Genomic DNA, 26,158 nt, shown 5'->3' on the forward strand with positions numbered 1-26,158 from the left:
GTCAGGAGCCCTCCGGGGGTGACGGCGTGGCCACCGGACCCGCCCGGTCCAAAAGACCCGTGCGCGCGGCCAGCGCCGCCGCCTCCAGGCGGGAGCCGACGCCGAGCTTCATCAGGACGCGCTGGACGTGCGTACGCGCCGTGGACGGGGCGATGCCCATGCCCGCCGCGATGAGGCGGGTGTCCTCGCCGTCGGCGACTCTGACCAGGACCTCGACCTCGCGGGGCGTCAGCATCTGGAGGAGGCGTTGGCCCTCGTCGTCGGGTTGGGCGGCAGGGTTCAGGAGTTCGCCGAAGGCGCCCTGCAACAACGCCGGGGCGACCGCCGCCTCGCCCGCCCGCGCCTTCATCAGGGCGCGTTCCACACCCTCTATGCGTTCGTCGTGCCGTACGTAGCCGGAGGCGCCCGCCGCGAAGGCGGACGCGATGCCGCGCGGCGAGGGCACCGGGCCGAGGACCACCACCGCCACTTGCGGGCGTTCGCGTTTGATGCGGACGACCGGGTCGAAGGTGCCCGGTTCCGCCGGAGTCGCGGTGCCCAGGAGGCAGACCTCCGGCGCGCGCGAGATGACGAGTTCCGCCGCCCCGGCCGCCGGTGCGGCCGCCGCGAGCACCCGGTGCCCGCGCAGCTTGAGGGCCGAGGCCAACGCCTCGGCGAGCAGTCGGTGGTCGTCGACCACCATCAGCCGCACTCCCATCGGGCCAACCCCCCAATCCACCCCGGGCGTCCCCGCGAACCCCCGGGCCCCCCAAGGACAGGCGAGCCCCCCGACTCCCCGTCCTTCTTCATCTCCCGGAAGCTACACGCTTGTTCGAGGTTGCGCGCCCCCTACCGGCCAGAAGCGGCCCTGAATGCTGAAATCCAGTGCATTGAGGGACGTTTGGGCGTACGGGAGCACGGAGCGAGCGCCGGGGAGCGTAGCGGAGCGTGTTCAATCGGTGGTGAAGCCGAGCGCCGTGTACCGCGCGCCGTCGTCCGCGTACGGGGCGCCGATCACGGACCGGCCGATGAACAAGTTGCCCTTGGCGTAGTGGAGTTCGGCGCCCGCCTCGCCCGGCGCCATGCCGCTGATCGCGTTCCGTACGGTCGCCGTCGCCGGGGTCTCCAGGAGCGTGCGCTGCTTCATGGTGCGCGGGTCGATCGTGGCCACCTCGCTGCCCTTGTCGTACGCGCCCGTCTTGAACGCCAGGAGGTGTCCGCCGTCCATGCGCAGCGGGAAGATGTCGTGGTCGCCGCCCTCGACGCGGTCGCCGGTCGGCTTTCCCGTCTCCAGGGAGTACGACACGATCTCGTTGGTCGTACCGGAGGTGCGGGCGGCGGACTTGGAGCGTCCGGAGACGGCGTGCTGGCGGGTCGCGAGGTAGACGCGGCCGTTGCCGACCGTGAGCTTCGCGCAGCCCTCCGTCTTGCCGACCTCGCAGGTGAAGTCGTACTTCTTGTGGTCGATGGCGATCTTGGACGTCAGTTTTCCGTTGTCGTCCACGGTGAGGATGTCGTTGATCGTGCGCGCCGCGTCGTGCCCTGTCCCGACGCCGAAGACGACGGGCCTGGTGGAGAGCACCTTCACGTCGGCGGAACCGGCGGGGAGCTTGTAGGACCACTTGGGCCCGCCCGTCGTCGGGTCCAGGAGCTGCACGTCGTACGTCTCCTTGCCGTACGCGCCGCACTTGCGGACGGCCACGAGGCGCGCGCCGCCCCGGTATCCGACGTCCTCGCAGGCCCCGGTGTCGGGCTGCCAGAGGATGCGGCCGGACTTGATGTCGAAGGCGGCGCCGCCGTCGAAGCCGCCGCCCGCGGCGAGGGTGTTGCCGGAGAGGGAGAGCTCCTCGAAGCGCCGGTCCTTGGTGCCCTGGCGGACGGTCTTCGTCCAGAGCTTGTCCCCCGTGTTGACGTCGAAGACCGTGATCTGGGTGCACGGCCGGGGCCGGTGGTTCTTGGCGCGCTTGCCGGCCTCGCTGACCACGGCCGCGAGCCCGTCGTCGGTGACGCCCGCCGTGCCCGCGCAGGTCTGCCCCGACAGCGGGAGCGTCCAGGTCTTCCTGCCGGTCGCGGCGTCGTAACCGGCGATCTGGTTCACGCCCGCCTTGGCGTACGTCCCGTCGATCAGCCAGGACCCGCGGACGCTGTCCACCTGCCGCTTCGCCACCTTCGGCGCGGGCAGCCGCAGCGAGGGGCGGGCCGCGGGGTCGGCGGGCGGGCGCTCCGCCGCCGGGCCGTCGATGCCGTCGCTCTTGTCGCCGTCGGCGGGGCCTGCCGCGCCCGCGCCGGGGTCGTCGCCGCCGGACGTCGAGAGGTAGGTGACGCCGCCGACGACGAGGGCCAGGGCGACGACGCCCGCGGCGATGAGGACGAGGGGCGAGCGCGGGGAGAGCTTCGCGCCGGTGCCGGTGCCGGAACTGGTGCCGCTGCCGGAACTGGTGCCGGTGCCAGTGCCGGTGCCGCCGAAGGCGCCGGGCCGGCCGTCGCCGTCGTCAGCGGGTTGCTGCTGGGGCGGTCCCTGCACAGGGGTCGGCGGCTGCTCGGGCGGGAGCGGGATGTGCCGGTCGAATCCGCCGCGCGGCGGCCAGTTGGGCGGCTGAGTCATCAGCGCTCCCCCCAGTTCCTGCTGACCTTGCTGACGTATCAGCGGCCCTTTCTATCACCCGACACACCGGCGCCGCCCGCGCCGTCAGGCGTCCTCGGCCAGCTCCAGCCAGCGCATCTCCAACTCCTCGCGCTGGGCGACCAGTTCGCGCAGCTCCGCGTCCAGCTTCGCGACCTTCTCGAAGTCGGTGGCGTTGTCGGCGATCTGCGTGTGGAGCTTGCCCTCCTTCTCGGAGATCTTGTCCATCTGCCGCTCGACCTTCTGGAGTTCCTTCTTGGCGGCGCGGGTGTCGGCGGCCGAAGGGCCGGACTTCTCGGCGGCGGCGGCCGGGGCGGGCGCGGGGGCCGCGGCCTCGACCATCCGCTGCCTGCGCTCCAGGTACTCGTCGATACCGCGCGGCAGCATCCGCAGCGTGGCGTCGCCGAGCAGGGCGAAGGTCTTGTCGGTGGTGCGCTCCAGGAAGAACCGGTCGTGGGAGATCACGACCATGGAGCCCGGCCAGCCGTCGAGCAGGTCCTCCAGCTGGGTCAGGGTCTCGATGTCGAGGTCGTTCGTCGGCTCGTCGAGGAAGAGGACGTTCGGCTCGTCCATGAGGAGGCGCAGCAGCTGGAGGCGGCGGCGCTCGCCACCGGACAGGTCGCCGACCGGCGTCCACTGCTTGTCCTTCGCGAAGCCGAACTGCTCGCACAGCTGGCCCGCGGTCATCTCGCGGCCCTTGCCGAGGTCGACGCGGTCGCGGACCTGCTGGACGGCCTCCAACACCCGGAGGGTGGCCGGGAGTTCGGTGACGTCCTGCGAGAGGTACGCGAGCCGGACCGTCTTGCCGACGGCGATCTTCCCCGCGGCGGGCTGTACGTCGCCCTCGCTGCGGGCGGCCTGCTCCAGGGCGCGCAGCAGCGACGTCTTGCCCGCGCCGTTCACGCCGACCAGGCCGACGCGGTCGCCGGGGCCGAGCTGCCAGGTGAGGTGCTTGAGGAGGGTCTTCGGCCCGGCCGTGACCGTCACGTCCTCAAGGTCGAAGACCGTCTTGCCGAGGCGGGCGTTGGCGAACTTCATCAGTTCGCTCTTGTCGCGGGGCTCGGGGACGTCGGCGATCAGTTCGTTGGCCGCCTCGACGCGGAAGCGGGGCTTCGACGTGCGGGCGGGGGCGCCGCGGCGCAGCCAGGCGAGTTCCTTGCGGACGAGGTTCTGGCGCTTGGCCTCTTCGGTGGCGGCGATGCGTTCGCGCTCGGCGCGGGCGAAGACGTAGTCCGAGTAACCGCCTTCGTATTCGTAGACGTCGCCCTTCTGCACGTCCCACATGCGGGTGCAGACCTGGTCCAGGAACCAGCGGTCGTGGGTGACGCAGACGAGCGCGGAGCGGCGGGCGCGGAGGTGGGCGGCGAGCCAGGAGATGCCCTCGACGTCGAGGTGGTTGGTCGGCTCGTCGAGGACGATCAGGTCCTGCTCGGCGATGAGAAGCTTGGCGAGGGCGATACGGCGCCGCTCGCCGCCGGAGAGCGGGCCGATGACGGTGTCGAGTCCCTGCGGGAAGCCGGGAAGGTCGAGGCCGCCGAAGAGGCCCGTCAGTACGTCGCGGATCTTGGCGCTGCCCGCCCACTCGTGGTCGGCCATGTCGCCGATGACCTCGTGGCGGACGGTGGCCTCGGGGTCGAGGGAGTCGTGCTGGGTGAGGACGCCGAGGTGCAGGCCGCCGCTGTGGGTGACGCGGCCGGTGTCGGCCTCTTCGAGCTTGGCGAGCATGCGGATGAGGGTGGTCTTGCCGTCGCCGTTGCGGCCGACGACGCCGATCCGGTCGCCTTCTTGTACGCCGAGGGAGACGCCGTCGAGGAGGGCACGGGTGCCGTAGACCTTCGAGACGTTTTCGACGTTGACCAGATTGACTGCCATTTCGCTCCGCTCCGGGGGGTGGGCCACGGGGGTGGGCCGGTCTTCCAGCGTAGTAGGGGTGCGGGTGTGCCTTTGGGCGCGGCCCTCGTCCTCCCACGCCACGGGGCTCCGCCCCGGACCCCGCGCCTCAAACGCCGGCGGGGCTGGATTTTGGCGGGCCGATCAAGCCCCTGCGGCGTTTGAGCAGCGGGGTGCGGGGCGGAGCCCCGGTCTTTGGGGCCGGTGCGGCGGGAACGGTCAGAGGGCGGTGGCGCCGGGGGCCGGGGACGGGGCCACGCGGGCGGTGCGGCATGACGCCGACTCGGTCAGCGCCGCCGCAACCTTCCGCGCAGACGCCTCGTCCTCCGCGAGGAACGCCGTCGTCGGGCCGGAGCCGGAGACAAGCGCGGCCAGCGCCCCCGCCGACGTACCGGTCTCAAGGGTCCGCGCCAGGGACGGGAAGAGGGAGAGGGCCGCCGGCTGGAGGTCGTTCGTGACCGTGGCCGCGAGGGCCGCCACGTCACCCGTGCGCAGCGCCTCCAGGAGGGCCGGGTCCGCGACGGGGTCCGGCGCCTCGGGGCTGAGGCGGTCGAACTCCCGGTAGACGGCAGGCGTGGAGAGGCCGCCGTCCGCTAGCGCGAAGACCCACCAGAACTCGCCGCCCACGTCGAGAGGTTCGAGCTTCTCGCCGCGCCCCGTACCGAGCGCGGCGCCGCCGACCAGGCTGAAGGGAACGTCGCTGCCCAACTCGGCGCAGATGTCGAGGAGTTCGGACCGGGGGGCGTTCGTGCCCCAGAGGGCGTCGCAGGCGACGAGGGCGCCGGCGGCGTCCGCCGAGCCGCCCGCCATGCCCCCGGCCACGGGGATGTCCTTCGCGATGTGGATACGTACGTCGGGCGTGACGTCGTACCTACGACCCAGTTCGATGGCCGCGCGCGCCGCCAAGTTCGTACGGTCCAGGGGCACTTGGTCGGCACCGGGGCCGGTGCACGTAAGCGCGAAGGAGTCTGCCGCCGACACCGTCACCTCGTCGTAGAGGCCCACCGCGAGGAAGACGTTCGCCAGGTCGTGGAAGCCGTCGGGGCGGGCGCCGCCCACCGCGAGCTGGACGTTGACCTTGGCGGGGACGCGTACCGTCACGCTCACGCGGCGGCCTCCTTGTGCTCGGCGATCCGGGCGAACTCGTGGACGGTCAGCGCCTCGCCGCGCGCCTGCGGGGACACGCCCGCCGCGACGAGCGCCGCCTCCGCGGCCTGCGCGGAGCCCGCCCACCCGGCGAGCGCGGCGCGCAGCGTCTTGCGGCGCTGGGCGAACGCGGCATCGACGACCGCGAAGACCTCTTCCTTGGACGCGGTCGTGGGGATCGGCTCGGTGCGGCGGACCAGGGAGACGAGGCCGGAGTCGACGTTCGGGGCCGGCCAGAACACGTTGCGGCCGATCCGGCCCGCGAGCTTGACCTCCGCGTACCAGTTGGCCTTGACCGACGGGACGCCGTACACGCGGGATCCGGGACCCGCGGCGAGCCGGTCGGCGACCTCGGCCTGCACCATGACGAGGGTGCGCTCGATGGTCGGGAACGTGTCGAGCATGTGCAGCAGGACGGGGACCGCGACGTTGTACGGGAGGTTCGCGACGAGCGCGGTGGGCGCGGGGCCCGGCACCTCCGTCACCTGCATCGCGTCGATGTTGACGAGGTCGAAGGCGTCCTTCTTGGCGGGGACGCGGGCCGCGACCGTCGCGGGGAGCGCCGCCGCCAGTACGTCGTCGATCTCCACCGCCGTGACGTGGCGGGCGACTTCGAGCAGCGCGAGGGTGAGTGAGCCGAGCCCGGGGCCTACCTCGACGACGGTGTCGTCCTCGGTCACCTCCGCGGTGCGGACGATGCGGCGGACGGTGTTGGCGTCGATCACGAAGTTCTGGCCGCGTTGCTTGGTCGGCCGGACGTTCAGCGCCGCGGCGAGTTCGCGGATGTCCGCGGCGCCGAGGAGGGGGCCCTGGGGGTCACTGGTGCTCACCGTTCAAGGGTAGCCGGGCCCTGCCGGGGGGCTGCCTGTGACGTGGTTGCGGTCGCGGGGCTCCGCCTCGGGCCCCGCGCCTCAATCGCCGGCGGGGCCTGATGTGCTCACCCGCCCAGGCGCGCCCCGCAGTGCGGCCACGGACTCGCACCCCTGCTCACGTAGAGCTTCTTCGCCCGGAACGTCTGCTCCTCCGCGGGCGCGTCCTGGGGGCGGCCCGAGCCGCCGAGGCTCTGCCACGTGTGAGTGTCGAACTGGTAGAGACCGCCGTAGGTGCCGGTCGCGTCCGTGGCCTCCGGGCGGCCGCCCGATTCGCAGGCCGCGAGCCCGGACCAGTTCAGGGAGTCCGCCCCTGCCACCGACGTCGGCAGCTGCTTCGTGCCCACCTTCACCACCTGCGTGCGCGGCTCCCGCACCACTTCCTGCCGCACGCGCCGCGGCTTCATCTTGACCCCGTTGACCGTCCGCACCGAGTACGTGACCCGCTTCATGCCGGGCTCGCCGGCCCGCGTCACGACCTCCGTGCCCTGGAAGAGGGAGTCGTCCCGGGTGCGCTCGGTCGCGTACGGGATCGGCTCCTCGCGGACCTCCTTCGTGCCCGTCACCCGCATCACCGTGATCACCTGCCCGTCCCGCGGGAAGCTGTGCTGCGGCGCCGACGTCGTGTCCTGGCCGCGCAGCGTGACGCCCGCGTCCTCGACGGCTTCGCGCACGGTCGCCGCGTTCGTGCGGATGGTGCGGCGGTTGCCGTCCGCCATGATCGTGACGCTGCGTTCGGTGCGGACGTCGAGGGCGAGGCCGTGCCGGGCGATCCGCTTCGAGCGCGAGGCGGAGACGTAGGCGCCCTCCGCCCGCACCCCGAGCTGCTTGAGCGCGCCGTGCACGGTCTGCGCCGTCGTCCACAGCTCGCGGCGCTGCCCGTCGAGGGTGAGGCGGACGGGCCGTCCGTAGCGGACCGCGACCTCGTCGCCGCTCGCCAGGCCGGCCTCCTCCCCCGGCGCCACGACATCGTGCTCGCCGACGTCCACGCCCTCGTCGGCGAGGAGTTCGGTGACGTCGTCGGCGAAGGTGTGCAGGGTGCGCTCCTTGCCGTCGACGCTGAGGTGGACCGCCTTGTCGTCGGCGACGAAGGCGGAGGTGCCGCCCGCGAGGAACGCGACGACCAGCGCCTGCGGCAGCAGCCTGCGCAGTGACTCGGGCCGCTGGGTCGTCTTCTTGCGGCGGGCGGCCCGCCGTGCGGCGGCCCGGCCACTGCCCGGGGCGGCCGGAGCCGCTGGGGCCGTCGGGGCCGCCGGGGCCGGAAGCGGGTCGGCGGTGGGCGTCGGACGCGGCAGCCACGGCTCGGGGCCGTAGGCAGCCTGCTCGTACGGCTCGTACGGCTCGTACGTCGTCCCGTACGGCTCGTACATCTCCTGCGGCGCATTGCTCACGACGACGCTCCAGGCACTCAGGCACTCCAGGTGTCCGGTCCCCAGGGAAGGGGCGGATCGGGCCAGCAGAACCTAGCGGAGCGACCGTCACCCTCCAAAGTGCCACGACTACTCAGCGTTGCGACTTTGCCCGAAGCTGAGCGGACACGAACGGCCTCGACCGTTATCGCTCAGTAATCGAAGGCGCGCGCGGTGTTGGCGGAGACCGACGTCGCGAGCGCTTCCTCGGTGACGCCCTTGACCTCGGCCATGGCCCGCAGCGTGACCGGAATGAGATACGGGGCATTAGGCCGACCGCGGTACGGCGCCGGGGTCAGGAAGGGCGCGTCCGTCTCGACGAGCACGAGCTCCGGCGGCGCCACGGCCAGCGCGTCCCGCAGCGGCTGCGCGTTCTTGAACGTCACGTTGCCCGCGAACGACATGAAGTAGCCGTTCTCCGCGCAGATTTGGGCCATCTCCGCGTCGCCGGAGTAGCAGTGGAAGACGGTGCGTTCGGGGGCGCCCGCTTCCTTCAGGACGCGTAGCACATCGGCGTGCGCCTCGCGGTCGTGGATGACGAGCGCCTTGCCGTGCCGCTTGGCGATCTCGATGTGGGCGCGGAACGACTTCTCCTGTGCGGCCTTGCCTTCGGGTCCCGTACGGAAGTAGTCGAGGCCCGTCTCGCCGACGCCCTTCACGTGCGGGAGGGCGGCGAGCCGGTCGATCTCGGCGAGCGCCTCGTCGAGGCCCGCGTCACCGAGGGGTTCCCGGGCGCCCTGCCGGGACCAGCCGTCGGGGTCGCCGTGCACGATGCGCGGCGCCTCGTTGGGGTGCAGGGCGACGGTCGCGTGCACGCGCGCGTGCTCCTCGGCCACGGAGGCCGCCCACCGGGAGCCCGCGAGGTCGCAGCCCACCTGCACGACCGTGGTCACGCCCACCGACGCCGCCTTGGCGAGGCCCTCCTCCACCGTGCCCTCCTGCATGTCCAGGTGGGTGTGGGAGTCGGCGACCTCGATCTCCAGGGGGGCGGGCAGCGGCGGCGGGGTGACGTCCTTGGTGCTGGGGCTCATGCCCCCGATCCTACGAAGCCGCGCTCACGCGTCCCGCTTGTGGTGGTGGCTGAAGGGGTGCAGGAGGTCCGACAGGTGCCAGTGGTGGTGCCCCTCGCGCTCGGCCGCCTCGGGTTCCGGGACCTCGACCGGGCCGGCCTGCGGGGTGCGGTGGTGCTGCAGCGCGTCGCGGGCGGAGGAGACCCGGCCCGCGCGCATGATGCGGACGACATGGCCCCCGCAGTTCACGCAGGTGGGGCGGGTCAGCGGCGACGGCACGCGCTCGCCCTTGACCACGTACATCACGAACTCCGCACCGTCCCCGTCGACGTGGTGCTCGATCTCGTAGGACTGCTCCCAGCCGTGCCCGCACCGCATGCAGGCGAAGGAATACGACTCGTGGGCGATGGATATCGCCGCGCTGCGATTCGGGACCGGGGGCGCCTGCGCACCGATGGCTGTCTTGGAGACTGCGAACTCGCTCATGCCAGCTCCTCTTGCCCGCTGGACAAACGCTGCTCTGCGGCAACGTGGGGACGGGTGCGTCCCCTTCAACCAGTGGACGCCTCCGCTGGGCCGAGCGCAAAAGCCCTGTCGACTATTGGATCCGATTTGGCCTTTCCCTGCCGAAACGGCCCGGGCGCGCGGTCTTCGCTTTGCTTTTCAGGTTAGTCCTTTACGTCCTTATGGGGCGGTCCGAGCCGCATTCTTTGCCGCCACGACGGCATCGAAGACCTCGCGCTTGGGCAGCCCCGCGGCGGCGGCCACGGCGGCGATCGCCTCCTTGCGGCGCTCGCCCGCCTCCTCCCGCACCTGGACCCTGCGTACCAGCTCATCGGGGGTGAGGTCGTCGGCAGGCTGCTCCGGGGCGCCCTCGACGACGACGGTGATCTCACCGCGTACGCCGTCGGCGGCCCATTCGGCGAGTTCCTTCAGAGGGCCGCGCTTCACTTCCTCGTACGTCTTGGTGAGCTCGCGGCAGACGGCGGCGCGGCGCTCCTCGCCGAAGGCCTCGACCATCGCGGCGAGGGTGTCGTCGAGGCGGTGCGGGGCCTCGAAGTAGACGAGGGTGCGGCGCTCGTCGGCGACCTCCTTGAGGCGGGACAGGCGCTCGCCCGCCTTGCGCGGCAGGAAACCCTCGAAACAGAAGCGGTCGACCGGCAGCCCGGAGAGCGCGAGCGCGGTCAGGACCGCCGACGGGCCCGGCACGGCCGTGACCCGGATGTCCTTCTCCACGGCCGCCGCGACGAGTCGGTACCCGGGATCGGACACCGACGGCATCCCCGCGTCCGTCACCAGCAGCACCCGCGCCCCACCGGCGAGCGCCTCGACCAGCTCCGGCGTACGCGCCGCCTCGTTGCCCTCGAAGTACGACACGACACGCCCGCCGACCCGCACCCCGAGCGCCTGCGTGAGCCGCTTCATGCGCCGGGTGTCCTCGGCGGCGACCACGTCGGCGGCGGCCAACTCCTGGGCGAGGCGCGGCGGCGCGTCCGACACCGCCCCGATCGGGGTGCCTGCCAGCACGAGGGTTCCGGTGGACTCGGGGGATTCTGCGGTTCCTGTCACGTTTCCAGTCTCGCAGGAGCGGGCGGCAGGACTCGCACAGTCGGGTTCCCTACGATGGCGCGCGTGACCAGTACCGCGTCGTCGTCCGGGGCGACTCCGACCAGCGCACCGACCGAGCAGGCCACCGCCATCGCGGAGCCGCAGCAGTCGTCGTGGCTGCGCGGGCTGCGCAGGTTCGGATACCGGGCGCCGGCGAGAGACGGTGACGTGCGGGCGCGCCTCGTGCCGCCGTTCCCGCCGCTCGGGGGGCGGTTGTGGGCGTCGTTCGGGCTCGGCCGGTTCAGCGCCGCGCAGGCGGAGCGGATCGTCGGCTGGGTGGGGCCGCTGCTCGTCACGCTCGTCGCGGGCCTCGCCAGGTTCTGGAACCTGGGCAGCCCGAAGGCGGTGATATTCGACGAGACGTACTACGCGAAGGACGCGTGGGCGCTCATCCACCGCGGCTTCGAGGTGAACTGGCCCAAGGACGCCAACGACAAGATCCTGGCCACGGGCGGACACGTACCGATCCCGCACGACGCCTCGTATGTCGTGCATCCGCCGGTGGGGAAGTACGTCATCGGTATCGGTGAGTGGCTGTTCGGGTTCGACCCGTTCGGCTGGCGGTTCATGACGGCGGTGCTCGGCACGCTGTGCGTGCTGATGGTCTGCCGGATCGGGCGGCGGATCTTCCGCTCCACGTTCCTCGGCTGCCTGGCGGGCGCGCTGCTCGCCGTCGACGGGCTCTCGTACGTGATGAGCCGCACCGCGCTGCTCGACTCGATCCTGGTGTTCTGGGTGGTGGCGGCGTTCTGCTGCCTGGTGCTCGACCGGGAGCGCACGCGCGGGCAGTTGGCGGCCGCGCTGCCGGTGGACGAGCACGGAGTGCCGCACCCCGATGCCGGGATCGCCGAGACGCTGCGCCTGGGCTGGCGGCCGTGGCGGCTGCTCGCCGGGCTCTGCCTCGGGCTCGGGGCGGCCACGAAGTGGAACGGCTTCATCTTCCTCGCAGCGTTCGCGCTCATGTCGGTGCTGTGGGACGTGGGTTCGCGGCGGGTGGCGGGCGCCGAACGCCCGTACCGCGCGGTCCTGCGGCGGGACATCGTCCCCGCCTTCGTCTCGACGGTCCCCGTCGCCATCGCCACGTACGTGCTGTCCTGGCTCGGCTGGATCCTCTCCCCCGCCGACGGCTCCGGCGGCTACTTCCGCAACTGGGCGGCCACCGACGGCAAGGGCGGCAGCTGGACCTGGCTGCCGGACTGGGTGCGCTCCATGTGGCACTACGAGCACGAGGTGTGGAACTTCAACACCACGCTCACGTCGCCGCACACCTACCAGTCCAACCCGTGGAGCTGGATGGTCGACGGCCGCCCGGTCTCGTACTTCTACGAGTCACCGAAGCCGGGCGCCCAGGGCTGCCCCGCCGACGCCACCGAGAAGTGCGCCCGCGAGGTCCTCGCCCTCGGCACGCCACTGCTGTGGTGGGCGGCCTGCTTCGCGCTGCTCTTCGTGCTGTGGCGCTGGTTCTTCCGCCGCGACTGGCGGGCGGGCGCGATCCTCGCCGGCATCGCGGCGGGCTACCTCCCCTGGTTCAACTACCAGGAGCGGACGATCTTCTACTTCTACGCGGTCGTCTTCGCCCCGTTCCTCTGCCTCGCCATGGCGATGATGCTCGGCGCGATCATCGGCAAACCGGGCTCGTCGGAACGGAGAAGGGTGATCGGCGCGACGGGCGCGGGCGCCCTTGTGCTGCTGATCGCCTGGAACTTCATCTATTTCTGGCCGATCTATACGGGGGATGCCATTCCGATCGACTCCTGGCGTTCGCGGATGTGGCTGGACACTTGGGTCTGAGTCGAATTCGGTCAGCCTTCTGATCTCAATCCGGACACCTTCGGACATCATCTGCGGAACTCGCGGCCCCCTGGGCACTCGGCGTGCTTACAGTCCCTCACGTAAACCTGGGGAGGGGGGCGCGTCATGCGCAAGGGGGTCAAGGTCGCCGTCGTCGGCGGGGTGTTCACCGTCATGGTGGGCGGCGCCGGGTACGGGGCGTACAACCTCGTCACGGCGGTCGCGGGCGGGAACACCGTGTCGTCGCACGGGTCGGAGCACAAGTCGGGGCCGCCGTCGGGCGACGAGGTGAAGGACACGGCGGAGCGGTTCCTCGCGGCGTGGGCGAAGAACGATCCGGCGGAGGCGGCGCGGCTCACGGACTACGCCGAGAACGCGATGAGCGTCCTGGAGGACTGGCACGAGCGGGCGCACGTCACGCGCACCGAGCTCAAGGCGACGAAGGCGGACGGCACGAAGGTCGCCTTCCACGTCAAGGCCACCGTGTCGTACGGCGGGAAGACGAGGACGATGGCGTACGACTCCTCGCTGAAGGTCGTCCGCGGGAAGACCACGGGACGGGCGCTGGTCGACTGGTCGCCGGCCGTGGTGCACCCCGCGCTGAAGAAGGGCGACACCCTCGTCACCGGCAAGGCCGCCGCCCCGCCGATCGAGGCCGTCGACCGCGACGGCGCCGTGCTCAGCGACGCCACGTACCCGTCCCTCGGCCCGGTCCTGGACCAGCTGCGCGCCAAGTACGGGGACTTTGCCGGGGGTTCGCCCGGCATCGAGACGTACGTGGAGCGGACCACCGCCAACGGGGACACGACCACCGCGAAGACGCTCCTCACCCTCGCCAAGGGCAAGACCGGCAAGCTGCGTACGACACTGAGCGCCACCGCGCAGGCCGCCGCCGAGCAGGCCGTGCGGAAGTACCCGGAGTCGTCGGTGGTCGCGGTCAAGGCGTCGACGGGGGAAGTCCTCGCGGTCGCCAATCAAGAGAAGGGCGAGTTCAACGCGGCGTTCCAGGGCGGCAACGCCCCCGGCTCGGTCATGAAGATCGTCAGCGCGGCGGCGCTGATCGACAACGGCGTCACCTCGGCGAACGGCCCGGCGCCCTGCCCGGACTCCGCCGTCGCGCTCAGCCAGACCTTCCACAACCTCAAGGGCCTGCGGGCCGACGAGAACGCCACGCTCGCCAACAGCTTCGCGCGGTCCTGCAACACCGCCTTCATCAAGCTCTCCGACGACCTGGGCGCGGCCGAGTTCGCCGCCGAGGCCAAGGACCGGTTCGGGCTCGGCAAGGACTGGAAGACCGGGATCGTCTCCCGCGACGGCTCCGTGGAGATGCCCGGCAACTCCGACGACGCGGCGGCCCTGATCGGCCACGGGCAGGTCAAGATGAACCCGCTGAACATGGCGTCCGTCACGGCGACCGCCATCACCGGCGCCTTCCACCAGCCGGTCCTCGTCCCCCGCGATCTCGACGACCGGCAGCTCGCCACGGCGCAGGGACTGCGGCCCGGCACCTCCGGCCAGCTCAAGCAGATGATGCGGCTGACCGCGACCAGCGGCACCGCCGCCCAGGCCATGGCGGGCGTCCCCGGCGACAAGGGCGCGAAGACCGGCTCCGCCGACGTCGACGGCCAGGGCAACGCCAACTCCTGGTTCGCGGGCTACCGCGACGACGTCACGGCGGCGGCGACGGTGCCGCGCGGCGGGCACGGCGGCGACGCGGCGGGCCCGATCGTCGCGGCGGTGCTGCGGGCCGGGTCGTAGGACGCGGACACGGACACGGGCGCGTACAGCCCCGGGCGTAACAATCCCTCAACAGCGGTGAACCGACGCATCGCTCCTACCTCCCACGTCGTTCAGTCCTACGGGAAGTGCGCTCAGGACCACCCCGTACCCTGGGCCACCCGTAGATCTCCGGAGGACTCAGGTGGGCAGCAGAGGCAGGCGTCGCGGTGAGACCCGGCGCAACACGAACGCCCTGGTGATCGGTGGCGTCGCCGCCGTCGCCGTCATCGGGGCAGGCGTCGGCGCGTACGCGCTGATCGGGAGCGGCGAACCGGCGGGCAGCACCTCGGCGTCGGCCGACGACGGCAAGCCGGAGATCCCTTCGGGCCCGCCGACCGCCAAGGAGGTACGGGCGGCGGCCGACGGCTTCCTCACCGCCTGGCAGCACGGGAACGCCGCGAAGGCGGCCACGTACACGAACGACCCCACCGCCGCGAAGAAGGCGCTCGCCGACCTCACCAAGGACGCCCACCTCACCGACCTGAAGCTGGCCCCCGGCACCCGCAAGGGCGCCGAGGTCCCCTTCCACGTCACGTCCACCGTCTCGTACAAGGAGCTGACCAAGCCCTTCGCGTACGACTCGGCGCTCACCGCCGAGCGGCGCAAGAGCGACGGCAAGGTCTTCGTCGACTGGCAGCCCTCCGTGCTGCACCCGGACTTGAAGGAGGGCGACCACCTGGAGACCGGCGAGGCGGGCGATCCGCCGGTCAAGGCCGTGGACCGGTCTGGCGGCGAGCTGGACACGAAGAAGTACCCCTCGCTCGGCACCGTCGTCGACGGCCTGCGCGACAAGTACGGCAAGACGGCCGGCGGCACCGCGGGCGTCGAACTGCGCGTCGTACGCAAGCAGTCGGCCGACGAGGACGGCAAGTCGGAGAAGAACGCGCTGCCCGACAAGACGCTGCTCACCCTCTCCAAGGGCACCCCGGGCACCGTGAAGACGACGCTCGACCCGAAGCTCCAGGCCACCGCCGAGGAGCAGGTCGCCGACCGCAAGAAGGCCTCGGTCGTCCTCGTGAAACCGTCGACCGGCGAGATCCTGGCCGTCGCGAACTCCAACCCGAGCTTCAACACGGCGTTCCAGGGCTCGCTCGCGCCCGGCTCGACGATGAAGGTCATCACGGCCTCGATGCTCCTGGACAAGAACATCACCGACGTCGACAAGAAGCACCCGTGCCCGAAGTACTTCACGTACGGGCACTGGAAGTTCCAGAACGACGACAAGTTCCAGATCAAGGACGGCACGTTCAAGGCGAGCTTCGCCGCGTCCTGCAACACGGCCTTCATCAGCCAGGCCCCGAAGCTCGACGACGACTCGCTGACCAAGCAGGCGCAGTCGGTCTTCGGCCTCGGCCGCGACAACTGGTCGATCGGGGTGCCGAGCTTCGACGGCGCGGTGCCGGTGCAGTCGGACGCGCAGATGGCGGCCTCGCTGATCGGCCAGGGCGGCGTCCGCATGAACCCGCTGAACATGGCGTCGGTGGCCGCGACCGTGAAGGCGGGCGCCTTCCACCAGCCGTACCTCGTCTCGCCTGACGTCGACGACCGTACGCTCGCCAAGGCCGCGAAGCCGATCTCCTCCTCGACGGCCTCGAAGCTGCGGGAGCTGATGCACTACACGGCGATCGCCGGCACGGCGGTCAAGCCGATGTCCGGGCTCGGCTCCGACATGGGCGCCAAGACCGGTTCGGCGGAGGTCGACGGGCAGAAGGACCCCAACGGCTGGTTCACGGCCTGGCGCGGCGATCTCGCGGCGGCGGCCGTGGTGCAGCAGGGCGGGCACGGCGGCGACTCGGCCGGTCCCGTCGTACGCAAGATGCTGCTGGCCGGCGGCTAGTTCCTGGCCGACCGCGAGGCGATACGGGGTCGCGTGGCCCGTACACGTAGGGCTAGCGTGCGGGGCATGACGTCTACGGAAAGTGCGGCACACCCCCGTTTCGCCGAAGCGGCCACCGCCATGGGCCTGACCGAACTCCTGCCGCGGGTGCGGCGCTTCCCCGAAGCGACCCGCACCGCGCAGGAGGCGGCTGCGGCGATCGGCTGCGAACTCAGCCAGATCTGCAAGTCGTTGATCTTCGCGGCGGACGGGGTGCCGGTGCTCGTCCTGATGGACGGGTCCTCCCGCGTCGATCTGGATCTCGTACGCGAGGAGCTGGGCGCGGAGAAGGTGACGCGCGCGAAGGCGGACGTGGTGCGGGAGTTCACCGGGTACGCGATCGGCGGCGTACCGCCCTTCGGGCACGTGAACAAGACGCGGGTGCTGGCCGACCGGTCACTCTTGAACCACGACACGGTGTGGGCGGCCGCCGGAAATCCGTACGCCGTGTTCCCCATGGAGCCCAAGGAGTTGGTCTCGCACGCGGGCGCCGCGCTCGTGGACGTGCGCGCATGACTCCGGTGGTCGCGGCGGCGGTGCTGCTCGCCGCGGTCACACATGCGTCCTGGAACGCGCTGGCCCACCACATCACGGACAAGCTGGTCGGTTTCACGCTCATATCGGGCGGCGGGACGCTGATCGGGTTGGTGCTGGCGGTGTTCGCGCCACTGCCGGCGGCCGGGGCGTGGCCATATCTGGTCGCGTCGGCGCTGATCCATGTCGGTTATTACGTGCTGCTGATGACGTCGTTCAAGCTCGGCGACTTCGGCCAGGCCTACCCGATCGCGCGCGGCACGGCGCCGCTGGTGGTGACGGTGCTCGCGGCGGCCTTCGCGGGCGAGGTGCCGGGTGGGTGGCAGGCGGCGGGGGTCGCGGTGTCCTGCGCGGGGCTGACCGGGCTCGCGGTGTGGGGCTTGCGGGGGTCGGGGCGGCGGCCGGACTGGCGGGCACTTGGCGCTGCGCTGGCGACGGGTGTCTCGATCGCCTCGTACACCGTGGTGGACGGGCTGGGTGTGCGGGCCTCGGGGTCGTCACTGGGGTACATCGCGTGGTTGATGGTGCTGGAGGGGGTGGCGGTGCCGGTGTTCGCGGCGTACCGCTGGCGCGGGGAGCTGGTGGAGCGGTTGCGGCCGTTCGCGCTGCGGGGGTTGTTGGGGGCGGGGCTTTCGGTGCTGGCGTACGGGTTGGTGTTGTGGGCGCAGACGCGGGCGGACCTTGCGCCCATCTCCGCGCTCCGGGAGTCGTCGATCATCGTCGGGGCGGCGATCGGGGCGGTCTTCTTCAAGGAGAGGTTCGGGGCGCCGAGGATTGTGGCGGCGGGTGTGATGGTGGCGGGTATCGGGTTGATGCTGCACGCCGGTTGACGTCACCCGTGGTTGCGCACCGGGGGCGGAGCCCCGGGGCGTTAACCGCGGAAGGCCGTGAAGCCGGGGCTGACCGCGGTGACGCCGCCGCGATGTCCCCCGGCTCCCCGACCCGACCCAACGGGTACAACTTCCGCATCGCGTCGAGCTGTTCGTCCCGCCCCGCCCACGCCGTGGTACGCACGGTGCCCGGCGCCACAAGGTTGACCCGCACCCCGCGCGGCCCCGCGTGGCCGGCCAACGTCCGCGTCAACGACCCGAGCCCCGCCTTCGCCGCGCTGTACGCGTGATTGCTCCACGCCTGAATCCCGTTCACGGAGCCGATGTTGACGATGGCCCCGCGGCCGGAGGCGACCAGGTGCGGCAGCGCGGCCCGCGCACACCGGTACGCCGCCGTGAGCGTGATGTCGAGGTCGCGGGCCCACACCTCGTCGTCCTCGTCCTCGAAGAGCGCCGCGTCGGAGTGGCAGGCGCAGGCGTTGTTGACGAGGACGTCGAGCCGCCCGAAGGTCTCCACCGCATACGCGACGGCCGCCTCGATGTCACCCCGGTCCGCCACGTCGCAGCCGAACTCCCTTGCCGTACCGCCCCGTTCACGGATCTCCGCGGCCACCTTCCCCGCCGCCCCCTCGTCGACGTCGCTGACGACGACGCCCGCGCCCTCCTCGGCCAGCCGCCGCGCCGTGGCGGCGCCGATGCCGCGACCGGCGGCGGTGATCAGAACCCCGTACCCCTCGAATCGCTTCATGGGCGGACGCTAGCCCGCGTTCAGTGCCTCCCGCACAGACTTCACCAACGCCTGCGCCCGCGGGTCGGCGGTAACTCCCTTTTGCATGCCGTTCGTTACGTATCCGAACGCGATCCCCGACTCCGGGTCGGCGAAGCCGAGGGCGCCGCCGCGGCCGGGGTGGCCGAAGGAGTTCGGGGAGAGGAGAGGGGAGGCCACGCCGTGCAGCATGTAGCCGAGGCCGAAGCGGGAGGGGGAGATCAGGACACGGTCGGGGCCCGAGGAGGCTTCCGTGCGGGCGAGTTGAGCCGTATCCGGGCTGAACAGCCGTACCCCGCCCTCCACATCACCGATCAGCGACGCGTAGAAGCGCGCCAGCCCCTCCGCCGTACCCACGCCGTTGGAGCCCGGGAGCTGGGCGGCGCGGTACGCCGGGTCGTTCTCGTCCGCCGCCGGGGCGATCGTGCCGAAGGCGCGGCGGGTGAGCGAGTCCGGGTTGTCGTACGCCTCGGCGATGGCCCGCTTGGGGCGGGAGCGGAGGCCGCCCGCGGTGGCCGGGGGTTCGACGGGGCCAACGCGTCCCGCCCGGTGGGCCTGCGTGGGAGGGAGGCCGATCCATAGGTCCGCCTCCACCGGGCCCGCGATCTGTTCGGCGACGTACTCGCCGATCGACCGGCCCGTGACCCGCCGCACCAGTTCCGCCGTGAGCCAGCTGTACGTCTGCGCGTGGTAGCCGTGGTCCGTTCCCGGGACCCAGAACGGTTCCTGCGCCGCGACGGCCGCCGCCGCGAGGTCCTGGTCCGCCGCCTCGGTGACGGTCAGCGGGCGGTCGAGCGCGGGCACACCCACCCGGTGCGCGAGCACGTCCCGTACGCGAGCGTCCTCCTTGCCGTGCGCCTTGAACTCGGGCCAGTACGAGCCGACCGGCGCGTCGAGGTCGAGTTCGCCGCGCTGGCGGAGGAGGAGAAGGGCCGCGACAGCGATGCCCTTGGTGCCGGAGCGGAGGATCTGGGCGGTGTCCGGCTCCCAGGGCGCGTCCCCGTCGACGTCGCGCGTACCGCCGTACAGGTCGACGACCTTGCGGCCGTCCCGGTACACGACGACCGCCGCGCCGCGCTCCCCCAGCGCCTCGAAGTTCCGTACGAACGCGTCCCTGACGGCCTCGAAGCCGTCGGCCACCAGGCCCTTTACCTCACTGCTCACGAGGGCGGGAACACTCGTGCGGCCCGGAAACTTCCCGCAGCTCCCGGCCGCGTACGGCTACGCGCAGCGTGTCCGCGAGCGCGCACGTCAGCTCGGCCACGAGGTGCCGCAGCTCGGCGGGGCCCGCCTCGTCCACCAACTCCCGGGCGTGCCCGAGCAGCACCTCCGCCATCTCCAACCGGGCCGGATCCCCGATGACGTACACCGTCTTGGGCGTGCTCATGCGACCTCCACGCCGTGAATTACGTACGGACCAGGACCGTCGGCCCCGAAGTCGGCGAGCAGCAACTCCCGCCTACGGGCGGCCTGTTCGGCGGCAATGACGTAGGGGCGGACCAGCCGGTGGGCGAGCAGCAGGTTCACGCAGTCGAGCGCCGGTGGGATGAGGTTCGCCATGCGGCTGCCCTTCTCGGTGGGGCGGTGCCCCTGCCGGGGCCGTGCGGCCACGATGTAGGCATCTCTAGACAACTGGCGAGGACTCTAGGTGCGTTCGCAGGTCAGGAGGGTCGTACGGTGGCCGGTATGGGAGATCTGGACGTTCCGGCCATCGATCCGCACGGGCCCGAGCTCGTGTACATCGTCATCGCCGACCACATACAGCGGCGCATCGCCGCGGGCGACCTGGCACCCGGCGCACGGCTGCCGGGCGAGCTGGCGCTCACCGAGACCTACGGGGTCGCCCGTATGACGGTCTCCCGTGCCATGCGGGAACTCCGCGAGCGCGAACTCATCGTCACCGTCCGCGGCAAGGGCTCCTTCGTGGCCAAGAATCCGCCTACGCGGGCGTGACGTTCGCCCCCGCCTGTGCCGTTACCTTGAAGACAGCGGGACACGAACCGTGGAGGCGGCATGCCGGCGAGCACTCACGAGGCATCCGGATTCAACCTGCCCGAGGCGATGACCTGGGAGGAGTTGGACGACCTTCCGGGCGACATCGCCAAGGACATCGAGCTCTGGCAGGGCAGGGTCGTGTGGAACAGGCGCCCCGCGATGGAACACCAGGAACTCTCCGTACTCATGCGCAACGCGCTCAAGGTCAACGCCGGCCGCGCCATGCGCGACGAATCCGGCGGCAGGGAGGAGCGCTGCTGGCAGGTGGGGACGGAGACCAACGTCTTCTTCACGCCCGACAAGTCCTCCTTCCTCACGCCCGACTTCCTTGTCCGCCGCTGCCTGCCCCGCGGATCCGAGACCTTCGTCGGTGACACCGTCCTGGTGGGCGAGGTGCTCTCCGGTTCGGACACCCCCAAGCGCAGGCAGTGGAAGATGAACCGGTACGCCGAGGGCGGCATCCCCTGGTACTGGGAGGTCGAGCTCGACTCCGGCGACACGTGGGACGTCACGGCGGTGCGGGCGTACGGCCTCGCCGCCCTGGACCAGGCCGGACTCCCCGTCAAACCGTTGCGCCCCGCGCTCTACGTACCCGTCGGCGAATGGGAACCGGCCGGCCTCGGCATCGAGTTCCCCGAGCCGTTCAACCTGAGCATCACTTGGGATGACCTGGCCCTCTGATCCGACCCCCAGCCCCGAAACATGTCGCACTTACACGTACCAGTGCGACATGTTTCCGACCAGGCACCTTGGCTACGCCGCCTTCCCGGCCACCGACCTCGGGTCGAAGCCGAACGGCAGCTCCAGGCGGTGCTCCGCCATCAGCTCCTCGTTCATGAGGAGGTCACCCGTCGCGCCGTCCGCGACGATCTCGCCACCGCTGAGGATCACCGCGCGCGGACACAGCTCCATGGCGTACGGCAGGTCGTGCGTGACCATCAGGACCGTGACGTCCAACGACCGCAGGATGTCGGCGAGTTCGCGGCGCGAGGCGGGGTCGAGGTTGGAGGACGGTTCGTCCAGGACCAGGATCTCGGGTTCCATCGCGAGGACCGTCGCCACCGCGACCCGGCGTCGCTGACCGAAGGAGAGGTGGTGCGGGGGCCGGTCGGTGAACTCCTCCATGCCGACCGCCGCCAGCGCCTTGCGGACTCGCGCCTCCAGCTCCGCGCCCTTGCTCCCGGCCGCCGCCGGACCGAACGCCACGTCCTCCCGCACCGTCGGCATGAACAGCTGGTCGTCCGGGTCCTGGAAGACGATGCCGACCTTGCGGCGGATCTCCGCCATGTTCCGCTTGTCCACGGGGAGTCCGGCCACGGTCACCGTGCCCGCACCGCCGGTCAGGATGCCGTTGAGGTGCAGCACGAGGGTCGTCTTGCCCGCGCCGTTCGGCCCGAGCAGCGCGACCCGCTCGCCCTTGCCGATCGCGAGGTCGACGCCGAAGAGGGCCTGGTGCCCGTCGGGGTAGGCGAAGGCGAGGCCCGACACATCAAGAGAAGCGGGCACGGAATCGGGCACAGAAGTAGTCACAGCGTCCATCCCAACAGACACACGGCCAGCGCCGCACACGGCAGGGCAAGCGCCGACGACCACTGCGCCCGCGTCGCCCGGAGATCGTCGATCACCGGCATCGATCCGGCGTATCCCCGGCTGACCATCGCCAGATGCACCCGCTCCCCACGCTCGTAGGAGCGGATGAACAGCGCGCCCGCCGACTTGGCGAGCACGCCCCAGTGCCGTACGCCCTTCGCCTCGAAGCCGCGCGACTCGCGGGCGATCTTCATGCGGCGCATCTCGTCGGTGATCACATCGCCGTAGCGGATCATGAACGAGGCGATCTGTACGAGGAGTGGGGGCAGCTTCAGCCGCTGCAACCCCAGGATCAGTTCGCGCAGTTCGGTCGTCGAGGCGAGAAGGACCGCCGCGGCGACACCGAGTGTGCCCTTGGCGAGCACGTTCCACGCGCCCCACAGCCCGCTCTCGCTGAGCGACATCCCGAGCACCTGGACGCGCTCACCCTCCGCCACGAACGGCATGAGCACCGCGAAGGCCACGAACGGGACCTCGATCAGGAGCCGCTTCAGCAGGAATCCGGCCGGCACCCGCGCCGCGTACGCGACCGCCGCGAGCAGCACCGCGTACAGGCCGAACGCCCAGACCGCCTCGCGCGGGGTCGAGACGACCACGATCACGAAGCAGAAGACGGCCGCGAGCTTGGTGTGCGGGGGCAGCGCGTGCACGGGGGTGGACCCGGCGCGGTAGAGGCGGTGGGCGTGACCGGCGCCCATGTCAGACGGTCTCCTTCGTACGGACCTCGGTCGAGGCCGCGTCGCTCGTACGGCGCCTGCGCAGCGCCCAGAAGATCCCGGTTCCGGCGACGACGGTGACGCCGACGCCGATGATCCCGGCGAGGCCGCCGGAGAGGCGGGCGTCGGTGATGTCCTTCACGCCGTAGTCGGCGAGCGGGGAGTCGGAGGAGGCGTGCTGCTTCTCGGTGCGGTCGATGCCCTTGTCGTGGGCGACCTTCTCCAGGCCGTCGGGGCTGGCCGAGGCGTAGAAGGAGACGAAGCCGGCGAGGACGAGGGAGGCGGCGAGGCCGATGAGCCAGACCTTGCGGTGCGAGCGGGCCGCGGCCACCGGAGCCCCGACCGGCGCGGGCGCGTCCACCAGCTCCCCGTTCACCTTCAGCTTCAGCGGCTGGTGCAGGCCGCGGGCCCCGTACACGAGGTCGGGGCGGACGGCGACGACGGCGCCGACGGTGAGCGCGGTGATCACGGCCTCGCCGATGCCGATGAGGACGTGCACGCCGACCATCGCGGTGGCGACCTTGCCGATGGAGACGTCGGTCGTGCCGCCGATGGCGTAGATCAACGTAAAGACGACGGCCGCCGCCGGGACCGAAAGCAACGCCGCGACGAAGGACGCCACGGTGATGGAGCGGCGGGTGCGCGGCAGCACCTTCACGAGGCCGCGGAAGACGAGGTAGGCGACGACGGTGGTCGTGATCGCCATGTCGGTGATGTTCACGCCGAGCGCGGTCAGGCCGCCGTCGGCGAACAGCACGCCCTGCATGAGCAGGACCACGGATACGCAGAGGACCCCTGTGTAGGGGCCCACGAGTATCGCGGCCAGCGCCCCGCCCAGTAGGTGTCCGCTGGTCCCCGCCGCGACGGGGAAGTTGAGCATCTGCACGGCGAAGATGAAGGCCGCGACGAGTCCGGCGAGCGGCGCGGCCCGCTCCGAGCCGAGTTCGCGGCGGGCGCCGCGCAGGCTGACGGCGACGGCGCCCGCGGCGACGACGCCCGTGGCGGCCGACACGGGGGCGTTGATGAATCCGTCAGGGACATGCATCGTTCGATGATAGAGGCTTGTTGCGAACGGCTTGCAAGAGCCTCCCGGCACCAACTGGGCCCGGCTTCGCCCGTCCTGTACACCACGACATATGCGACATTTAGTGTCATGACCCTTGTCGAGCAGTACGCGCGAGCCCGCGTCGTCACGGATTCCCCCGATGCGGGACGAAGCATCCCGACCGTACTGCGCTGCGCCGACGCAACCGTCCAGGTCACTCTGCCCGGCTCCGGGGAGTGGTCGTTCCCACGTGAACTGCTCGAACGCGGTCTACGATCCCCCGCCTCCGGCGACAACGTCCGGATCTGGCCCTGCGGGCGTGCGCAAGCGGTCATCGAGTTCCACTCGCCCGAAAAACCGGACGAAGCGACGGTCGTGCAGTTCGACGTGAAAGCACTGATCCGCTTTCTGCGTCGGACGTACACGGCCGCCGCCCCGACTGCGCCGCAAAACGTCAAGCGCTGACGAGCTCCCGGTCCTCGGCGGCAGCCGTCCGCAGGCCCTCGCCCTCGACGTCCACGTTCGGAAGCGCCTTCGCCAGCCACTTCGGCAGCCACCAGGCCTTCTTGCCGAGCAGCGCGAGCACCGCCGGAACCAGCGTCATGCGGACGACGAACGCGTCGAAGAAGACGGCGATGGCGAGGCCGAAGCCGATCATCTTCACCATCTGCTCCGAGCTGCCGATGAAGCCCGCGAACACCGCGATCATGATGATCGCCGCGGCCGTGACCACCCGCGCCCCGTGCTTGAACCCGGTGACGACGGCCTGCGCGGGCCGCTCCCCATGGACGTACGCCTCCCGCATGCGCGTCACGAGGAACACCTCGTAGTCCATCGCGAGGCCGAAGACCACGCCCACCATGAAGATCGGCATCATCGACATGACCGGGCCGGTCTGCTCGACGCCGAACAGCGAGCCGAGCCAGCCCCACTGGAAGACCGCGACGACGGCGCCGAGCGCCGCGAGCACGGACAGCAGGAAGCCGAGCGCCGCCTTCAGCGGGACCAGGATCGAGCGGAAGACCACCATCAGGAGCAGGAACGCGAGGCCGACGACGAGCGCCAGGTAGGGAATCAGCGCGTCGTTGAGCTTCTGCGAGACGTCGATGTTCATGGCGGTGGAGCCGGTGACGCTCAGCTCGGCGCCGGTGTCCGCCTTGATGTCGGCGCCCGCGTCGCGGATGTCGTGCACGACGTTCTCGGTGTCGACGGACGACGGCTGGTACTTGGAGACGACGCTGATGACCGCGGTGTCCCCGGACTTGTTGAAGGTCGGCGGGGTGACGGCCGCGACGCCGTCCGTGCCCTTGATCTCCCGGACCACCTCGGAGACGGCGGCCTTCGGGTCGTCCGAACCCTTGGCGTCGACGACCGTCATGAGCGGCCCGTTGAAGCCGGGCCCGAAGCCCTCGGAGAGCAGGTCGTACGCCTTGCGCTGGGTGGTGCTGGTCGGCTGCGAACCGTCGTCCGGCAGGCCGAGTTCGAGCGAGGCGACCGGGACGGCCGCGGCGCCGAGGCCGAGGATGCCCACGATCAGGACGGCGACGGGGCGGCGCAGCACGAAGCGGGCCCAGCGGGTGCCCATGTTGACCTTGGGCTCCGCCTTCTCACCCAGGTCCTTACGGGCCTTGCGGCCGTGGACGCGCTTGCCCACATAGCCGAGCAGCGCCGGGATCAGGGTGAGCGCGATGAGCACCGCGATGGCGACGGTGCCGGCCGCGGCCACACCCATCTTGGTCAGCATCGGAATGTTCACGACGGCGAGGCCGACGAGCGCGATGACGACGGTGAGGCCCGCGAAGACGACCGCGGAACCCGCCGTCCCGACGGCCCGCCCGGCCGCCTCCTCGCGCTCCCGGCCCTCCGCCAGTTCGGCCCGGTACCGGGACACGATGAAGAGCGCGTAGTCGATGCCGACGGCGAGGCCGATCATCATCGCGAGCGTGGAGGTGGTGGAGCCCAGGTCGAGCACGTTGGCCAGCGCCGTGATCGTGGAGACGCCGATGCCTACGCCGATCAGCGCGGTCAGCAGCGGAAGCCCCGCCGCGATCAGCGAACCGAAAGTGATCACCAGGACCACGGCCGCGATCGCGATGCCGATGACCTCGGTGGCGCCGGTCTCCGGCATGGCCTGGAGCGCGTCCCCGCCGACCTCGACGGTCAGACCGGTCTGCTTCGCCTCGTCGATGACCTCCTGCAGCGCGTCCCGGTCGGCATCGGTCAGCTCCATGGAGGAGACCTTGTACGTCGCCGATGCGTAGGCGATCGTGCCGTCCTTGCTGAGCGTCTTGGCGAGGAACGGGTCGGCGACGGACGCCACCTGCTTCGAGCTCGACTTGAGCTCGGCGACGGTGTCCTGGATGTCGGCCCTGTTGGCCGGGTCGGTGAGCTTCTCCCCCTTCGGCGCCTCGAAGACGACGCGGGCGGTGGCCCCGTCGGCGGCGGACCCGGGGAAGCGCTGGTCGAGCAGGTCGAAGGCCTTCTGCGCCTCGGTCCCCGGGATCGAGAAGGAACTGGAGGCGGCGGTCGGCGCGGACGCGGCGCCGACACCCGCGAGGGTGAGCAGCGCCACCCAGATCAGGGCGACGAAGTGCCGTCGGCGAAAGGCGAGTTTGCCGAGCTTGTAGAGGAATGTGGCCACGGAGGCGTACTCCCGGTCAGGTCGAGTCGGGTGCAACAGGGCAGGGGAGATCGGCCCGACG

At 71.2% G+C, this 26,158-nt stretch carries 25 protein-coding genes; 8 read left to right on the forward strand and 17 right to left on the reverse strand.

What is annotated here, in order from left to right; genetic code table 11:
* Position 1: 1 nt before the first annotated feature.
* The 9 genes from RBJ65_RS29890 to rsmI form a co-directional block, all read right to left on the reverse strand.
* On the reverse strand, positions 2-697 hold the full coding sequence (locus RBJ65_RS29890; RefSeq protein WP_306323586.1) for a LuxR C-terminal-related transcriptional regulator: 696 nt from the start codon (positions 695-697) through the stop codon (positions 2-4).
* A 234-nt stretch (positions 698-931) separates the two neighbouring features.
* A complete protein-coding gene (locus RBJ65_RS29895) occupies positions 932-2,584 on the reverse strand; it encodes a PQQ-binding-like beta-propeller repeat protein (protein WP_306323585.1) in 1,653 nt (550 codons plus the stop codon).
* Positions 2,585-2,668: 84 nt separating this feature from the next.
* On the reverse strand, positions 2,669-4,474 hold the full coding sequence (locus RBJ65_RS29900) for an ABC-F family ATP-binding cassette domain-containing protein (RefSeq protein ID WP_306323584.1): 1,806 nt from the start codon (positions 4,472-4,474) through the stop codon (positions 2,669-2,671).
* 237 nt (positions 4,475-4,711) lie between these two features.
* Positions 4,712-5,599: a 4-(cytidine 5'-diphospho)-2-C-methyl-D-erythritol kinase gene (locus tag RBJ65_RS29905; protein WP_306323583.1), complete on the reverse strand. Its 888-nt coding sequence runs from the start codon at positions 5,597-5,599 to the stop codon at positions 4,712-4,714.
* Positions 5,596-6,468 (reverse strand): 16S rRNA (adenine(1518)-N(6)/adenine(1519)-N(6))-dimethyltransferase RsmA, encoded by an 873-nt coding sequence (gene rsmA, locus RBJ65_RS29910; protein ID WP_306323582.1) that lies wholly within the window; start codon positions 6,466-6,468, stop codon positions 5,596-5,598. Before rsmA ends, RBJ65_RS29905 begins: the two co-directional genes overlap by 4 nt.
* Positions 6,469-6,575: 107 nt before the next feature.
* Positions 6,576-7,877, reverse strand: a complete 1,302-nt coding sequence (locus tag RBJ65_RS29915; protein WP_306323614.1) for a resuscitation-promoting factor — start codon at positions 7,875-7,877, stop codon at positions 6,576-6,578.
* A 191-nt stretch (positions 7,878-8,068) separates the two neighbouring features.
* A complete protein-coding gene (locus RBJ65_RS29920) occupies positions 8,069-8,947 on the reverse strand; it encodes a TatD family hydrolase (protein WP_306323581.1) in 879 nt (292 codons plus the stop codon).
* Positions 8,948-8,971: 24 nt separating this feature from the next.
* Positions 8,972-9,412 carry a hypothetical protein gene (locus tag RBJ65_RS29925; protein ID WP_306323580.1) on the reverse strand — a complete coding sequence of 147 codons (441 nt, stop codon included), beginning with the start codon at positions 9,410-9,412 and terminating at the stop codon, positions 8,972-8,974.
* Between the two features lie 198 nt (positions 9,413-9,610).
* On the reverse strand, positions 9,611-10,495 hold the full coding sequence (gene rsmI, locus RBJ65_RS29930; RefSeq protein WP_306323579.1) for a 16S rRNA (cytidine(1402)-2'-O)-methyltransferase: 885 nt from the start codon (positions 10,493-10,495) through the stop codon (positions 9,611-9,613).
* A gap of 63 nt (positions 10,496-10,558) precedes the next feature.
* Here rsmI and RBJ65_RS29935 point away from each other — a divergent pair, with 63 nt between their 5' ends.
* The 5 genes from RBJ65_RS29935 to RBJ65_RS29955 all read left to right on the forward strand — a co-directional run bounded on the left by RBJ65_RS29935 (position 10,559) and on the right by RBJ65_RS29955 (position 17,344).
* Positions 10,559-12,325, forward strand: a complete 1,767-nt coding sequence (locus RBJ65_RS29935; protein ID WP_372341453.1) for a dolichyl-phosphate-mannose--protein mannosyltransferase — start codon at positions 10,559-10,561, stop codon at positions 12,323-12,325.
* Between the two features lie 126 nt (positions 12,326-12,451).
* The gene (locus RBJ65_RS29940; RefSeq protein ID WP_306323578.1) at positions 12,452-14,083 is read left to right on the forward strand and encodes a penicillin-binding transpeptidase domain-containing protein; all 1,632 of its coding nucleotides are present in this window, start codon (positions 12,452-12,454) and stop codon (positions 14,081-14,083) included.
* Between the two features lie 163 nt (positions 14,084-14,246).
* On the forward strand, positions 14,247-15,941 hold the full coding sequence (locus RBJ65_RS29945) for a penicillin-binding transpeptidase domain-containing protein (protein WP_306323577.1): 1,695 nt from the start codon (positions 14,247-14,249) through the stop codon (positions 15,939-15,941).
* A 66-nt stretch (positions 15,942-16,007) separates the two neighbouring features.
* Complete coding sequence (locus RBJ65_RS29950) at positions 16,008-16,496, forward strand: YbaK/EbsC family protein (protein WP_306323576.1); 489 nt, start codon at positions 16,008-16,010, stop codon at positions 16,494-16,496.
* Entirely contained in the window at positions 16,493-17,344 is an 852-nt protein-coding gene (locus RBJ65_RS29955; RefSeq protein ID WP_306323575.1) for a DMT family transporter, read from the forward strand. Before RBJ65_RS29950 ends, RBJ65_RS29955 begins: the two co-directional genes overlap by 4 nt.
* On the opposite strand, the gene RBJ65_RS29960 is transcribed toward RBJ65_RS29955, so the two are convergent.
* From RBJ65_RS29960 to RBJ65_RS29975, 4 genes are read right to left on the reverse strand one after another with little or no spacing between them, the layout of a single operon-like run.
* On the reverse strand, positions 17,262-18,092 hold the full coding sequence (locus RBJ65_RS29960; protein ID WP_306323574.1) for an SDR family NAD(P)-dependent oxidoreductase: 831 nt from the start codon (positions 18,090-18,092) through the stop codon (positions 17,262-17,264). The genes RBJ65_RS29955 and RBJ65_RS29960 overlap by 83 nt on opposite strands.
* A 9-nt stretch (positions 18,093-18,101) precedes the next feature.
* Positions 18,102-19,274 (reverse strand): serine hydrolase domain-containing protein, encoded by a 1,173-nt coding sequence (locus RBJ65_RS29965; protein WP_306323573.1) that lies wholly within the window; start codon positions 19,272-19,274, stop codon positions 18,102-18,104.
* A complete protein-coding gene (locus RBJ65_RS29970; RefSeq protein ID WP_306323572.1) occupies positions 19,264-19,497 on the reverse strand; it encodes a hypothetical protein in 234 nt (77 codons plus the stop codon). Before RBJ65_RS29970 ends, RBJ65_RS29965 begins: the two co-directional genes overlap by 11 nt.
* Positions 19,494-19,721, reverse strand: coding sequence for a hypothetical protein (locus RBJ65_RS29975; RefSeq protein WP_306323571.1), 228 nt, complete (start codon positions 19,719-19,721; stop codon positions 19,494-19,496). The genes RBJ65_RS29970 and RBJ65_RS29975 overlap by 4 nt, the downstream gene beginning before the upstream one ends.
* A gap of 75 nt (positions 19,722-19,796) precedes the next feature.
* Between RBJ65_RS29975 and RBJ65_RS29980 the strand changes: the two genes are divergently transcribed.
* Positions 19,797-20,063, forward strand: a complete 267-nt coding sequence (locus RBJ65_RS29980; RefSeq protein ID WP_306323570.1) for a GntR family transcriptional regulator — start codon at positions 19,797-19,799, stop codon at positions 20,061-20,063.
* 60 nt (positions 20,064-20,123) lie between these two features.
* Positions 20,124-20,786, forward strand: a complete 663-nt coding sequence (locus RBJ65_RS29985) for a Uma2 family endonuclease (protein WP_306323569.1) — start codon at positions 20,124-20,126, stop codon at positions 20,784-20,786.
* A gap of 72 nt (positions 20,787-20,858) precedes the next feature.
* On the opposite strand, the gene RBJ65_RS29990 is transcribed toward RBJ65_RS29985, so the two are convergent.
* Genes RBJ65_RS29990 through RBJ65_RS30000 form a run of 3 tightly spaced genes read right to left on the reverse strand, consistent with a single transcriptional unit; the run spans position 20,859 to position 23,456 of the window.
* Complete coding sequence (locus tag RBJ65_RS29990; RefSeq protein WP_306323568.1) at positions 20,859-21,644, reverse strand: energy-coupling factor ABC transporter ATP-binding protein; 786 nt, start codon at positions 21,642-21,644, stop codon at positions 20,859-20,861.
* A complete protein-coding gene (gene cbiQ, locus RBJ65_RS29995; protein ID WP_306323567.1) occupies positions 21,632-22,393 on the reverse strand; it encodes a cobalt ECF transporter T component CbiQ in 762 nt (253 codons plus the stop codon). The genes RBJ65_RS29990 and cbiQ overlap by 13 nt, the downstream gene beginning before the upstream one ends.
* Before the next feature lies 1 nt (position 22,394).
* Positions 22,395-23,456, reverse strand: a complete 1,062-nt coding sequence (locus RBJ65_RS30000; RefSeq protein WP_306323566.1) for an energy-coupling factor ABC transporter permease — start codon at positions 23,454-23,456, stop codon at positions 22,395-22,397.
* A 108-nt stretch (positions 23,457-23,564) separates the two neighbouring features.
* Here RBJ65_RS30000 and RBJ65_RS30005 point away from each other — a divergent pair, with 108 nt between their 5' ends.
* Positions 23,565-23,921, forward strand: coding sequence for an SsgA family sporulation/cell division regulator (locus tag RBJ65_RS30005; RefSeq protein ID WP_306323565.1), 357 nt, complete (start codon positions 23,565-23,567; stop codon positions 23,919-23,921).
* On the opposite strand, the gene RBJ65_RS30010 is transcribed toward RBJ65_RS30005, so the two are convergent.
* Positions 23,911-26,097 (reverse strand): MMPL family transporter, encoded by a 2,187-nt coding sequence (locus RBJ65_RS30010; RefSeq protein ID WP_306323564.1) that lies wholly within the window; start codon positions 26,095-26,097, stop codon positions 23,911-23,913. The genes RBJ65_RS30005 and RBJ65_RS30010 overlap by 11 nt on opposite strands.
* Positions 26,098-26,158: the final 61 nt, after the last annotated feature.

Origin of the sequence: Streptomyces sp. KL109B (assembly GCF_030766935.1) — a bacterium.
Taxonomy (GTDB): domain Bacteria; phylum Actinomycetota; class Actinomycetes; order Streptomycetales; family Streptomycetaceae; genus Streptomyces.

Coding starts and splice junctions, on each gene's coding strand:
- RBJ65_RS29890 (WP_306323586.1), bottom strand. CDS start 697: ATGGGAGTGCGGCTGATGGTGGTCGACGACCACCGACTGCTCGCCGAG.
- RBJ65_RS29895 (WP_306323585.1), bottom strand. CDS start 2,584: ATGACTCAGCCGCCCAACTGGCCGCCGCGCGGCGGATTCGACCGGCAC.
- RBJ65_RS29900 (WP_306323584.1), bottom strand. CDS start 4,474: ATGGCAGTCAATCTGGTCAACGTCGAAAACGTCTCGAAGGTCTACGGC.
- RBJ65_RS29915 (WP_306323614.1), bottom strand. CDS start 7,877: ATGTACGAGCCGTACGGGACGACGTACGAGCCGTACGAGCCGTACGAG.
- RBJ65_RS29920 (WP_306323581.1), bottom strand. CDS start 8,947: ATGAGCCCCAGCACCAAGGACGTCACCCCGCCGCCGCTGCCCGCCCCC.
- RBJ65_RS29925 (WP_306323580.1), bottom strand. CDS start 9,412: ATGAGCGAGTTCGCAGTCTCCAAGACAGCCATCGGTGCGCAGGCGCCC.
- RBJ65_RS29940 (WP_306323578.1), top strand. CDS start 12,452: ATGCGCAAGGGGGTCAAGGTCGCCGTCGTCGGCGGGGTGTTCACCGTC.
- RBJ65_RS29950 (WP_306323576.1), top strand. CDS start 16,008: ATGACGTCTACGGAAAGTGCGGCACACCCCCGTTTCGCCGAAGCGGCC.
- RBJ65_RS29955 (WP_306323575.1), top strand. CDS start 16,493: ATGACTCCGGTGGTCGCGGCGGCGGTGCTGCTCGCCGCGGTCACACAT.
- RBJ65_RS29960 (WP_306323574.1), bottom strand. CDS start 18,092: ATGAAGCGATTCGAGGGGTACGGGGTTCTGATCACCGCCGCCGGTCGC.
- RBJ65_RS29970 (WP_306323572.1), bottom strand. CDS start 19,497: ATGAGCACGCCCAAGACGGTGTACGTCATCGGGGATCCGGCCCGGTTG.
- RBJ65_RS29980 (WP_306323570.1), top strand. CDS start 19,797: ATGGGAGATCTGGACGTTCCGGCCATCGATCCGCACGGGCCCGAGCTC.
- RBJ65_RS29985 (WP_306323569.1), top strand. CDS start 20,124: ATGCCGGCGAGCACTCACGAGGCATCCGGATTCAACCTGCCCGAGGCG.
- RBJ65_RS29990 (WP_306323568.1), bottom strand. CDS start 21,644: ATGGACGCTGTGACTACTTCTGTGCCCGATTCCGTGCCCGCTTCTCTT.
- cbiQ (WP_306323567.1), bottom strand. CDS start 22,393: ATGGGCGCCGGTCACGCCCACCGCCTCTACCGCGCCGGGTCCACCCCC.
- RBJ65_RS30000 (WP_306323566.1), bottom strand. CDS start 23,456: ATGCATGTCCCTGACGGATTCATCAACGCCCCCGTGTCGGCCGCCACG.
- RBJ65_RS30005 (WP_306323565.1), top strand. CDS start 23,565: ATGACCCTTGTCGAGCAGTACGCGCGAGCCCGCGTCGTCACGGATTCC.